This is a genomic window from Yoonia sp. GPGPB17, from assembly GCF_037892195.1.
GTDB lineage: Bacteria > Pseudomonadota > Alphaproteobacteria > Rhodobacterales > Rhodobacteraceae > Yoonia.
In genome coordinates this window covers 3,722,281-3,734,589 of the sequence record NZ_JATACI010000002.1, presented here as the reverse complement: position 1 = coordinate 3,734,589, position 12,309 = coordinate 3,722,281, and the positions used below count along the sequence as shown (strand labels likewise).

The following is a 12,309-nucleotide window of genomic DNA, read 5'->3' as shown; positions in this document are numbered from 1 at the left end:
AATTTGCATAATCTGGGGGCACTGCCATGCCAAAGCGTACCGACATCCAGTCGATCATGATCATCGGCGCGGGCCCCATTATTATCGGTCAGGCTTGCGAGTTCGACTATTCCGGCGCGCAGGCGTGTAAGGCACTGCGTGAGGAGGGTTACCGGGTCATCCTTGTCAACTCCAACCCCGCGACCATCATGACCGATCCGGGGCTGGCCGACGCGACCTATATTGAGCCGATCACCCCAGAAGTCGTCGCCAAGATCATCGAAAAGGAACGCCCCGACGCCCTGCTGCCCACCATGGGCGGACAGACGGGCCTGAACACCTCGCTGGCCCTTGCGGACATGGGTGTGTTGGAAAAATTCAACGTCGAAATGATTGGGGCCAAGCGCGAAGCCATTGAAATGGCCGAAGATCGCAAATTGTTCCGCGAGGCGATGGACCGGCTAGGTATCGAAAACCCCAAGGCAACCATCGTCACAGCCCCCGAAAAAGACGGCAAACAAGACCTGACTGCAGGCGTGGCCCTCGCGCTGGAAGCGCTCGAAGACATTGGCCTGCCTGCGATCATCCGCCCAGCCTTCACGCTTGGCGGCACCGGCGGTGGCGTGGCCTACAACCGCGAAGAATACGAACACTTCTGCCGGACGGGCATGGATGCCTCCCCCGTTGGCCAAATCCTCGTGGACGAGTCCCTACTGGGTTGGAAAGAGTTCGAGATGGAGGTCGTGCGCGACAAGGCCGACAACGCCATCATCGTCTGCGCCATCGAAAACGTGGACCCGATGGGCGTACACACCGGCGATTCCATAACCGTCGCCCCCGCCCTGACGCTTACGGACAAAGAATATCAGATCATGCGGACGCACAGCATCAACGTGCTGCGCGAAATCGGGGTTGAGACCGGCGGCTCCAACGTGCAATGGGCGGTGAACCCCGTCGACGGGCGCATGGTTGTTATCGAAATGAACCCACGCGTGTCCCGTTCCTCTGCACTGGCCTCAAAAGCGACGGGTTTCCCGATTGCCAAAATCGCCGCAAAACTCGCGGTAGGGTACACTTTGGACGAGCTCGACAACGACATCACAGGCGTGACACCGGCCTCGTTCGAGCCCACAATCGACTACGTCGTCACCAAAATCCCGCGCTTCGCGTTTGAAAAATTCGCGGGCTCCGAACCCTACCTGACCACAGCCATGAAATCCGTGGGTGAAGCCATGGCGATTGGTCGCACCTTCCACGAGTCGATGCAAAAGGCGCTGGCCTCGATGGAAACCGGCCTGACCGGCTTCGACGACATCGACATCCCGGGCGCACCAGAGGCCGCCGCGATCACCAAAGCGCTCGCCAAGCAAACGCCCGACCGCCTGCGGGTCATCGCACAAGCCATGCGTCACGGGCTGTCCGACGACGACATTTTCGCTGTCACCAAATTCGACCCTTGGTTCCTCGCCCGTATCCGCGAGATCATTGAGGCCGAGACCGACATCATCAAAAACGGCCTGCCTGTCACTGAAGACGGGTTGCGCGCCATCAAGATGCTCGGCTTCACCGACGCGCGCCTCGCCAAGCTCACTGGCCGCACCGAAGATCAAGTACGTCGCGCCCGCCACAACCTTGGTGTCACCGCCGTCTTCAAACGGATCGACACCTGCGGTGCCGAGTTCGAAGCGCAAACGCCCTACATGTACTCCACTTACGAAACCCCCGTGATGGGCGACGCGGAATGCGAGGCCCGGCCTTCAGACCGCAAAAAGGTTGTTATCCTCGGCGGCGGACCCAACCGCATCGGGCAGGGGATCGAGTTCGATTACTGCTGCTGTCACGCCTGTTTTGCCCTGACCGACCAAGGGTACGAGACGATCATGATCAACTGCAACCCCGAGACGGTCAGCACCGACTACGACACCTCCGACCGCCTTTATTTCGAACCGCTGACCTTTGAGCACGTCATGGAAATCCTGCGGGTTGAGCAGAACAATGGCACCCTGCACGGCGTCATCGTGCAATTCGGCGGGCAGACCCCGCTGAAACTCGCCAACGCGCTGAATGACGCGGGTATCCCGATCCTTGGCACCACGCCCGACAGTATCGACCTTGCCGAAGACCGCGAGCGTTTCCAGCAGCTTGTGCAGAAACTCGACCTCAAGCAGCCCCACAACGGCATCGCATCGACCGATGAAGAGGCGCTGAACATCGCCGAAGGCATCGGCTTCCCCCTCGTCATCCGCCCCTCCTTCGTCTTGGGCGGGCGCGCGATGGAAATCGTGCGTGATATGGACCAGCTGCGCCGCTATATCTCGGACGCCGTCGTCGTCTCGGGCGACAGCCCTGTCCTGCTCGACAGCTACCTCTCGGGCGCGGTCGAAGTTGACGTCGACTGCCTGTCCGACGGCAAAACCACCCACGTCGCCGGCATTATGCAGCACATCGAAGAAGCAGGCGTGCACTCCGGCGACAGCGCCTGTTCGCTGCCGCCATATTCGCTCTCTGACGCGATGATCGCGGAAATCCGCAGCCAGACCGAGAAACTGGCCAAGGCACTCAACGTCGTCGGCCTGATGAACATCCAGTTCGCGGTGAAGGACGAGGTCGTCTACCTGATCGAGGTGAACCCCCGTGCCTCCCGCACCGTGCCTTTCGTCGCGAAGGCCACCGACTCCGCTATCGCATCTATCGCCGCCCGGCTGATGGCGGGCGAGCCACTGTCAAACTTCCCCCTGCGCGATCCCTACCCAGCAGCCGCTGACCCGATGGAGGTTTTGCCGATGGGTGACGCCTTTACGCTGGCCGACCCAACGACCCCGTGGTTCAGCGTGAAAGAGGCCGTTCTGCCCTTCGCCCGCTTCCCCGGCGTCGATACGATCCTCGGCCCCGAAATGCGCTCGACCGGCGAGGTCATGGGGTGGGACCGGTCCTTCCCCCGCGCGTTCCTCAAGGCGCAAATGGGTGCAGGCGCCGAACTGCCAGAGGCGGGCACGGTCTTCATCTCAATCAAGGACGACGACAAGACGCCCATGATGCTGGAAGCAGGCCAAATGCTTTTGAAGCTCGGCTTTGATATCGTAGCCACACGCGGCACCGCCGCCTGGCTGACTGAAAACCAAATTGATTGCGAAGTGGTGAACAAAGTCTACGAAGGCGGGCTGACCATCGTCGACCGGTTGAAAGACGGGCACATCGCATTGGTCTTCAACACCACCGAAGGCGCGCAAGCCGTCGAAGACAGCCGCGACATCCGCGCCGTCGCCCTCTACGACAAAATCCCCTACTTCACGACAGCCGCAGCCGCACACGCCGCCGTGCTGGCCATGCAGGCACGGGTTGAGGGAGATGTTGGGGTGAGGTCTTTACAGGGGTAGACGTGATTGGCTGCCAAAAAATGACTTAGAAAGTTAAAGCCACTTCTTTCGTATGTTCCTTTCCGGAAGTATCCATCCAAACCAATGTAATCTCGGCCTTACGTTTTGACTGCAAATGAATCGCTGCGAGTAGGTCAACTGAGTGACCGCTTTCCAATGATCTTAGAGGTAATTTGTCATTCTTCTCGCTGTCAATAATGTAGCCCGTATTATCGGAAGCGATAGAAACATTTAGCGCGTTACCCGGCCCTCGGTTGTAAGTTCTTACCCGCCATTTATGACTTCCTAAACTGTATAGTCGAGCGGATACATCAGCGGAAACAACGCTCTTCTTTTTCTCGTGTTCATTCGCAATTTGTATCCGAACAAGTTCTATCTCGCGCAAGGTTAGTTCAGTTTGAACTTTAGAACTGCGAACTGAATGCACAAATGCTGCAATGGATACTAGCAAAGCCGCAGCAGAAACAATGACGGTAAGCATCTGGTCTATTTGAAACCCCTAAATGCCTTACTCAGCTGCTTCTTAAAATCTTTGACCACTTCATTCTTTATTTCGTCGGATGCGATTTGGACACGCTCACTATTCTCAGCGACAAGTACAGTATGTGCAGTAACCCTTCCGCAATCAACGCACTGATAATTCCGAGCATCTGGCTCAATATCTTCATCAAACTCAAATTGATCGCCTGCACAGGTAGGACATGCCAGAGCTACATTTCGCGAATAATCTTGCTTCATGATGTATCAATACCACAGCTGGAACATAAAGTGAACAATAAGCTTTGGCGATTTAGTAAGCAATCAAACGTTTTGCGAATTCCTTGGGCATTCTTGAAGTCGCAAGAGACTTGGTTGTCGTGTTGAAGTCTAATTCTGCGGCCCCTCACCTCCCCTTCTCCAACCGCGCCCGCCTCTCCTCAATCTCCGCCTCCATCTGCTGCACCCCGCCAAATGACGGCCGCGGCTCCCATCCGGTCTCCAACCGTTCCGGCGCCAGCACGTAATCTGTCGTGTCCGGCCCCTCCACAATCCCCGCCAGCCGGTAGTGCATGAACGTCCGCAACACCCGGTTCATCCGGGGTTGATACCCTTCCCCCATCGCCTTGAAGAATTTCACCACATCCGCATCCAGCCGGATTGTCACCCGCATCTTCTTGAGGTCGCGGCGGTCAAGGTCTTCCCAGATCTCGTCCCATTCGCGGGGCAGGCAGCGCAGTTTCATCGCGACGGAGTGCAGGTCGTATTCAATCATCCGCAGCGCATCGGTGGCATAGCTCCAGCGGATGAGCTGGGTCTTGGTCATATCTTTGGTGTCGGTCACGGAAGCCTCCTTGCCGATCGGACTGCCCCCAAAGTATAAACAGGCGGATGACGTTACGTACGCGCCGGGTGTGTACGGGTTGTGTACGCCATGTGTACGCCGTGTTCCGGTGGACAATCCTGCCCCTCTCGCCCTAGGGTAGCTGGATCAGCTTGAGGGGCCTTCATGCACAACGTTGCCATCACAGGAACCGGGGTTTTCACCCCGACCGAGACCATCACAAATGACGAATTGGTCGCCGCGTTCAACGCCTATGCCGATCTATGGAACGCCGAAAACGCCGCCGCAATTGCGGCCGGGACGGTTGAGGCCAAGACCCATTCGTCCAGTGATTTCATTGTGGCGGCGTCGGGTATTGAGCGGCGCTATGTACTTGACAAGGAAGGCGTTCTTGACCCGTCCCGCATGTTCCCGCGGTTTACCCCGCGCGCTGACGACCAGCCCGGTTTCATGGCCGAGATCGGGGTGGACGCCGCGCAAAAGGCGCTGGCGGCTGCGGGTATTGACGCGGCGGACGTCGATCTGGTGATTTGTGCCGCCTCTAACATGGAGCGGGCCTATCCTGCCATTGCCGTTGAAATTCAACAACTTCTGGGCGCGGTTGGCTTTGCTTTCGACATGAACGTCGCCTGTTCCAGTGCAACCTTCGGCATCCAGACGGCGGCGGATATGATCCGTTCCGGCTCGATCCGCCGGGCGCTGGTGATCAACCCCGAGATTTGCTCTGCCCATCTGGAATGGCGCGACCGCGACTGTCATTTCATCTTTGGCGATGTGGCAACGGCAACCCTGCTCGAGCGCGACGAAGACCTGAGCGCGCCGCATTTCAAAGTGCTCTCCACCCGCTGCGCGACCCAGTTCAGCAATAATATTCGGAACAATAACGGCTACTTACGCCGCACCACCGATGCCATGGAAGATCGCCGCGACATGCAATTCATGCAAAACGGGCGCAAGGTCTTCAAAGAGGTCCTCCCGCTGGTTAGCAAACACATCGCCAATCACATGTCCGAAGAAAACATCGAAGCTGCCGACTTGCGCCGCCTGTGGCTGCATCAGGCCAACAAAACCATGAACGACTACATCGGTAAAAAGGTCCTTGGCCGCACACCGGAAGAGGGCGAACAGCCCAATATTCTGCAGGACTATGCAAACACATCCTCGGCTGGGTCCATCATTGCTTTCTCCAAACATTCCAATGATATGGCGCCGGGTGACAAAGGTCTAATCTGCTCTTTCGGCGCCGGATATTCAGTGGGTTCTGTCATCGTCGAACGGGCCTAGCGGATCATGAAAATCATCGCGACCATCGCACTGCTTATGACACTTACCGCCTGCGGCGTCCCTTTCGTGCCGATAATCTAACCGCTGACCCGCTGGTGCACGTCTTCCAACGTCTCGACCCGTTCCGAGTAACGGTTGGTCAGCATCGCGCTGCGCGCCCGCGTCATGATCGTAAAGCGCGCCAATTCTTCCATGACATCCACGATCCGATTGTAGAGAGACGAGGGCTTCATCCGCCCGTTTTCAAACTCTTTCCAGGCCATCGGCACCGAGGATTGGTTGGGGATTGTGATCAACCGCATCCAGCGGCCCAGAATGCGTAACTGATTGACTGTGTTGAAGGATTGCGACCCACCGCTCACCTGCATCACAGCCAGTGTCTTCCCTTGCGTCGGCCGGATGCCCCCAATCGGCGACAGCGGCAGCCAGTCAATCTGCGTCTTCATAATACCGGTCATCGCGCCATGTCGTTCCGGGCTCGACCAGACCATGCCTTCCGACCAAAGCGTCAATTCGCGCAGCTCGGCCACTTTGGGGTGGTCTACATCTGCATCGTCGGGCAGCGGCAGGCCGGATGGGTCGAAGAACTTTGTCTCACACCCCAGCGCGCGCAGGATCCGCGCACCTTCCTCGGCACAAAGGCGCGAGTAGCTGGTTTCTCTTAGAGAGCCGTAAAGCAACAAGATGCGGGGTGGGTGCTGTGGGGCGTCCGGCCCCGCCAATGCGGTGATGTCGAGTGGCTGCAAGGCTTCGGCCACCAGATTGGGCATGTCGGACATCTCAATTTCCATTAGGCGGTTTCTTCGAGGTGCAGTTTCATATCAATCAGCACCTGTTGCAGAGAGGTCGTCTCACGCAGCATGCGCTTGGCTTCGTTGATCGTGATGACCCCATCGGCGATCGACTGATTGTACTCAGCCATCAGCATGGCGAAGCGCTGGCTAAGCTTAATCACATCGGTATTGATTTCACCGTCACTGTTTGCGCGGTCCGTGTCGTGGGACATGGTTACGCCTTTCAGCTCAGCCAAAGCAGAGGTGACATGCGGATAGGAAGCCGCTGCCTCTAACAGCGCCACGGCGTCCACCGGCATGAAACGGTCCGTATGCTCATCGCTGTCTGAGTAGTAACGCCCAAGCGTCGCCTTCGATTTACCCGTCAACGCACAAGCCGCTTCAATGCCGACGTCCTTGACCAAAGCCTCGGTGTGTTTCTTAAGATAACTACCTGGTCCCGCCATACGTGTGCTCCATCTTCGTGCTGCTGCCCCTACGGCAGGGGAAATTCGCGTCGTGTTTCCCATTTTATGCAAATGCACTGTATGGCAAAAATAATCCAGTCTCGTGTTCCTGAGACTGCGTTAACGAGTTGTCGTGCTGAGTGGTGCGATATGTTTCGGATCGCGATCCACCCCTTTGTTTCAGGGGCTCCCTTTGACGTCGCGGCGATGCCGATTTGTATCGCGCGACGGGCTTGCCAAATTGGTCATGCCAACGCTAATCACCCATTATGGCAAAACTCTATTTCAACTATTCCACGATGAACGCGGGCAAATCGACCGTGCTCTTGCAGGCGTCGCACAATTACATTGAGCGCGGGATGCAGACTTATCTGATGATCGCACGCTTTGATGACCGGGCTGGGGTCGGACGTATCGGCAGCCGGATTGGCATTGGTGCCGACGCAGATACATTTGGCGCCGAAGATAACCTTTTCGAGATGATTTCCGCGCGCCTGAATGAAGGACCCTGTGCCTGTGTGTTTCTGGATGAGGCGCATTTCATGACGCCTCAGCATGTCTGGCAGCTGGCTCGCGTGGTTGATGATCTGGGCGTTCCGGTCATGACCTATGGGTTGCGTGTCGATTTCCGCGGGCGGCTGTTTCCGGCCTCTGCATCGCTTCTGGCGCTGGCCGATGAAATGCGCGAGGTCCGAACCATATGCCATTGCGGCAAGAAGGCCACCATGGTTGTGCGCAAGGATGAAGATGGCAATGTCCTTGCCACGGGCGATCAGATTGTCGTCGGCGGCAACGAACGCTACGTGTCCCTTTGCCGACGCCATTGGCGCGAAGAAATGGGTGCCTACGGCGACCCCAATCTCGACTAAATCTTTATAATCTTCCCCATAAAACGCCAGTCAGAGGCTCCGCCGCGTCAGTAAAAACTCTGCGGATCAATATCGATTGCCATGCGCAGGTTCGTGGGCAAACGGAATTGCCCGGCCCATTTGGCCAAAGCCTGTTGCAGTGGGGCGGTCTTCTCTGCCTTCACCAGCAATCTGACCCGATGCCGCCCCCGGACCCGCGCAATCGGGGCCGGTGCGGGCCCAAAAACCTGCGCTCCGATCTGTCGCAAAGGCATATCCTTGCGCGCCATCTCTGCGCCCAGATCAAAGACGTCCTGCACATTCGGGCTGCTGAGGATGATCCCGGCCATACGGCCATAGGGCGGAACACCTGCGGCTTTGCGTTCTTCAGCCTCCGCCTTCCAGAAACTTTCCTCGTCCCCCGCCAGAATAGCCCGGATGACGGCATGTTCCGGCTGATACGTCTGTAACAGCGCCTCACCCGGGGTTTCCGCGCGCCCGGCCCGCCCGGCAACCTGCCGCATAAGTTGGAACGTACGCTCTGCAGCCCGCAGGTCAGACCCCTGCAAACCAAGATCAGCATCTATCACGCCCACAAGCGTCAGCAGAGGAAAGTTATGCCCCTTCGCGACCAACTGCGTGCCAATGATGATGTCGGTGCCACCCTCAGCGATCTCCTCAATATGCGCCTTCATTGCGCGGGCAGAGCCGTAGAGATCAGACGACAGCACCGCAATCCGCGCGTCCGGGAACAGCGCGGCCACTTCCTCGCCCATCCGTTCCACACCAGGGCCAACCGCACTCAGCCTGTCTTCCGCCCCGCAAGACGGACATTGGGTTGGCATCGGCTTGGTCTCACCGCATTGATGACACATCAGGCGTTTGAGGAAACGGTGTTCAACCATGCGCGCATCACAGTGATCGCAGCCAATCTGATGCCCGCAGGCACGACACAGGGTGATCGGCGCATAGCCGCGACGGTTCAGGAAGATCAGCGACTGCTCACCTTTCTCCAACCGCTTCTGAATCGCGCCCCGTAGGGTGGGTGACACCCACCGCCCGCCAGGCAAATCCGCGACCCGCATATCAATCGCAGCCATCTTTGGCATCACAGCCGCACCAAACCGAGACGTCAGTTCAAGCCGCTGATACTTGCCGGATTCCAAATTCGCCCAGCTTTCAAGGCTCGGCGTGGCCGAAGCCAGCACGACTTGCGCGCCGTTGATCGCGGCCCGCAGCACGGCCATGTCACGCGCGTTGTATAAAACGCCGTCCTCTTGCTTGTAGGAGGTATCATGCTCTTCATCGACAACGATCAGACCAAGGTTTTGATAAGGAAGAAACAGAGCCGACCGCGCACCCACCACAAGCTGTGCATCCCCCTGCCCGACCATCCGCCAGCAGCGGCGGCGCTCGGTCATCGTCACGCCGGAATGCCATTCGGCGGGTTTCATGCCAAAGCGCGCCTCAACCCGATTAAGGAACTCGCCAGAGAGCGCGATTTCAGGCAACAAGACCAAAGCCTGTCGCCCCATGCGCAGGCATTCGGCCACTGCTTCCAAGTAAACCTCGGTCTTGCCTGATCCGGTCACACCTTTCAGCAAAGTGGTTCCGTAGCCATCACTGCGCAACGCCGCGCGCAAGGCCTCAGCGCCTGCCGCCTGATCAGCACTCAGTTCCTTGCCACCATAGTCGGGATCAAGCCGCGGATAGGGCGTGTCACGGGGCGCTTCTTCTTCGGACACCGCCCCCAATTTGACGAGGCCTTTCACGACAGAGGTCCCAACGCCTGCCATCTCAGCAACTTCGCCCAAAGTGAAAGATAAGCCGCCATAGTCCCGCAACACGCCCAGCACTTTTTCGCGGGCGCCCGTCATGCGGTCCGGCGTGACGTCACCCAGCCGGTACACCTTGCGCATGGACTGCGCATCGCCCAACCCGGGCGCGCGTGTGCCAAGGCGCAGCATCGAGGGCATCGGGGTCAGCGTGTATTCGGCCGCACGTGTCAGAAAGCTGCGCATCTCTTCGCGCATCGGGGCCACATCGAGGACGCGGATGACCGAGCGTATCTTGGCGATATCATAGTCGCCCTTCCCCGGCCCCCACACAACACCCAACACCTTGCGCGGACCAAGCGGCACCTCGACAAAGGCCCCCAGATGACAACCGCCTTCGGGTGCTTTGTAATCCAACAGCCGATCAAGCGGTTGGGTCGTCAAAACCCCCACCAAATCGCCTTCATGGAAATAGCTGTCTGTCATATCCGCCTTAAAGGGTTTCCGCCGTGTTGCGGATCAGGTAAACGCTGAGCCAACAAACACCAACCCATGCGCGGAGTGAAGAGATGAAGTTTTTCGTAGACACAGCCGAAATTGACCAGATCAAAGAACTCAACGACCTTGGCATGGTTGATGGGGTTACAACGAACCCGTCGCTGATCGCCAAATCCGGGCGTGATATTCTGGAAGTGACGAAAGAGATTTGCTCAATTGTCTCCGGCCCCGTATCTGCCGAAGTCGTCGCACTCGAAGCTGACGACATGCTGGCCGAAGGCCGCAAGCTGGCCAAGATCGCCGACAACATCGCCGTGAAAGTGCCACTGACATGGGCGGGTCTCAAAACCTGCAAGACGCTGACGGATGAAGGTATAATGGTGAACGTGACCCTATGCTTCTCGGCCAACCAAGCGCTGCTGGCGGCCAAGGCAGGCGCAACCTTCATCAGCCCCTTCATCGGGCGCTTGGATGATCTGAATATGGATGGCCTGGAGCTGATCGAAGATATCCGCACGATCTATGACAACTACGGGTTCGAAACCAACATCCTCGCCGCCTCGATCCGGTCGGCCAATCACATGAGCGAATGCGCCAAGATCGGTGCGGATGTGGCCACGGCTCCACCCGGCGTGATCAAGGCAATGGCGAACCATGTACTGACGGACAAGGGTCTGGCCGCGTTTATGGCGGATGCTGAGAAGGCAGGCATCAAGATCGTTTAAACTTTTGGGTGCTCCACATGTTATGTGGGGCACCCTTTTTTATTTGGCATGTCCTAAAACGTGATCGCGAACTTCAAGCAAGTGGTCAAGGACGGCGATCTGCGGCTGCATCCGATTGTGACGAAACTGGTGGATGCGGAGACGTTGGAGAAGATGGGGGCATCCCGTGTGTCACCTAAAGAGCACGAGGATTGGTAGTATGCCTGTAGACCCAAATGCTGATGCCTATTACGTCAATATGGACATCCTGAGCAGTCCAGAGTTTGAATTTGAGAATTATGAGGGCTTCATGCCCTTTTACAGATTTGGCTGCAGCGCGAAATATTCTGATGTAAAGTATGCGCCCAAATCCGCGATCCAAATGGATAGGCGTAAAACATATAATGACATCATGGCTGTAAGCGGTGCCTTTGTCGTGAGCGACCGGTTTCGCGCAATCATCGAAGACACCGAACCGGGTGTGCATGATTTCTTTCCGATCGAGATGAAGAAGAAAGATGGATCGCCACTTGGAAAGAACTATTACTTGGTCAGCATCAGACAGTATTGCATTTGCATTTTGCCGCAATTGTCGGCCTGTAGCAAAGTAAAAAGAACAAGCTTTAGTAACCAACCCTATCAAACCTGTTCAGAACGAAAGCTGGTGTTAAGTCGTCCTGCTATCAAGGACATGCAGATATTCATCACTTCGGTGATTGCCGGTGGCTACCTAATCGTCAGTCAAGCGGTTGGTAGGCGATTGATTGAGGAAAAAATCAAGCGCCTAGATCTTTATCCGGTGACCTTGAGTGATGAGGTTTGGGATTTCGATACCCATGCCCCAGAAGCGGCTGAATGGTACCGTGAGAATCCGGAAGAATGGGAAAATCAACAGGCTAGGAATGTACCTCAGCCTTTATAAGCAACAGTTTTCTCGGCGATTTCCACAGTATTTCAGAAGCGATATAAACCATGGCATTCAGCACTGCGGCCCCATCTGGGTATCAAAATCAACACGTCCTTCCCATTCAAATTATGAGCAATCCCGCGCCGAACGCGCTACGCAATGCTGGGCTGTTCGCGCGCGATGATGAGGCCAATCGCATTGCGTTGCCCACCAAACTTGTGGCAAGGGAAGCCATAGCAAGCGTAGGATGGGTGCTCGCACCCATTACCTCACCAGCCCCTGCGCCAAATCTGCCACGCCTCACAGCCCCTCCCAAAAAATCATGAGACACGCCCCCTAACCCTCTGCTACCTTGCAAAAAAACGAAAAGTTGAGC

12 protein-coding genes are annotated in these 12,309 nt (G+C 57.1%); 6 read left to right on the top strand and 6 right to left on the bottom strand.

The features are described 5' to 3' along the window. The first annotated feature begins 26 nt into the window (after positions 1–26). Positions 27–3,356 carry a carbamoyl-phosphate synthase large subunit gene (gene carB, locus QTO30_RS19655; protein ID WP_340425722.1) on the top strand — a complete coding sequence of 1,110 codons (3,330 nt, stop codon included), beginning with the start codon at positions 27–29 and terminating at the stop codon, positions 3,354–3,356. A gap of 25 nt (positions 3,357–3,381) precedes the next feature. Here carB and QTO30_RS19650 read toward each other — a convergent pair whose 3' ends face one another. The 3 genes from QTO30_RS19650 to QTO30_RS22160 all read right to left on the bottom strand — a co-directional run bounded on the left by QTO30_RS19650 (position 3,382) and on the right by QTO30_RS22160 (position 4,677). Next, the gene (locus QTO30_RS19650) at positions 3,382–3,837 is read right to left on the bottom strand and encodes a hypothetical protein (RefSeq protein WP_340425721.1); all 456 of its coding nucleotides are present in this window, start codon (positions 3,835–3,837) and stop codon (positions 3,382–3,384) included. Positions 3,838–3,842: 5 nt separating this feature from the next. Further along, positions 3,843–4,094, bottom strand: coding sequence for an ECs_2282 family putative zinc-binding protein (locus tag QTO30_RS19645; protein ID WP_340425720.1), 252 nt, complete (start codon positions 4,092–4,094; stop codon positions 3,843–3,845). Between the two features lie 145 nt (positions 4,095–4,239). After that, positions 4,240–4,677, bottom strand: a complete 438-nt coding sequence (locus QTO30_RS22160) for a BrnA antitoxin family protein (RefSeq protein WP_445327167.1) — start codon at positions 4,675–4,677, stop codon at positions 4,240–4,242. 165 nt (positions 4,678–4,842) lie between these two features. Here QTO30_RS22160 and QTO30_RS19635 point away from each other — a divergent pair, with 165 nt between their 5' ends. Next, entirely contained in the window at positions 4,843–5,961 is a 1,119-nt protein-coding gene (locus tag QTO30_RS19635; RefSeq protein ID WP_340425719.1) for a beta-ketoacyl-ACP synthase III, read from the top strand. A gap of 77 nt (positions 5,962–6,038) precedes the next feature. Here QTO30_RS19635 and arsH read toward each other — a convergent pair whose 3' ends face one another. Further along, positions 6,039–6,731 carry an arsenical resistance protein ArsH gene (gene arsH / locus QTO30_RS19630; RefSeq protein WP_445327197.1) on the bottom strand — a complete coding sequence of 231 codons (693 nt, stop codon included), beginning with the start codon at positions 6,729–6,731 and terminating at the stop codon, positions 6,039–6,041. Positions 6,732–6,751: 20 nt separating this feature from the next. After that, positions 6,752–7,201 carry a phage regulatory CII family protein gene (locus tag QTO30_RS19625; RefSeq protein WP_340425717.1) on the bottom strand — a complete coding sequence of 150 codons (450 nt, stop codon included), beginning with the start codon at positions 7,199–7,201 and terminating at the stop codon, positions 6,752–6,754. A 269-nt stretch (positions 7,202–7,470) separates the two neighbouring features. On the opposite strand from QTO30_RS19625, the gene QTO30_RS19620 reads away from it, so the two are divergent. After that, positions 7,471–8,070, top strand: a complete 600-nt coding sequence (locus tag QTO30_RS19620) for a thymidine kinase (RefSeq protein ID WP_340425716.1) — start codon at positions 7,471–7,473, stop codon at positions 8,068–8,070. A 47-nt stretch (positions 8,071–8,117) separates the two neighbouring features. Here the strand turns inward: QTO30_RS19620 and QTO30_RS19615 are convergent, their stop codons facing one another. Further along, positions 8,118–10,310, bottom strand: coding sequence for a primosomal protein N' (locus QTO30_RS19615; protein WP_340425715.1), 2,193 nt, complete (start codon positions 10,308–10,310; stop codon positions 8,118–8,120). An 83-nt stretch (positions 10,311–10,393) separates the two neighbouring features. On the opposite strand from QTO30_RS19615, the gene fsa reads away from it, so the two are divergent. Genes fsa through QTO30_RS19600 form a run of 3 tightly spaced genes read left to right on the top strand, consistent with a single transcriptional unit; the run spans position 10,394 to position 11,948 of the window. Then, positions 10,394–11,047, top strand: coding sequence for a fructose-6-phosphate aldolase (gene fsa / locus QTO30_RS19610; protein ID WP_340425714.1), 654 nt, complete (start codon positions 10,394–10,396; stop codon positions 11,045–11,047). Positions 11,048–11,107: 60 nt separating this feature from the next. After that, complete coding sequence (locus tag QTO30_RS19605) at positions 11,108–11,245, top strand: hypothetical protein (RefSeq protein ID WP_340425713.1); 138 nt, start codon at positions 11,108–11,110, stop codon at positions 11,243–11,245. Position 11,246: 1 nt separating this feature from the next. Beyond that, complete coding sequence (locus QTO30_RS19600) at positions 11,247–11,948, top strand: imm11 family protein (protein WP_340425712.1); 702 nt, start codon at positions 11,247–11,249, stop codon at positions 11,946–11,948. The last annotated feature ends 361 nt before the right edge of the window (positions 11,949–12,309 follow it).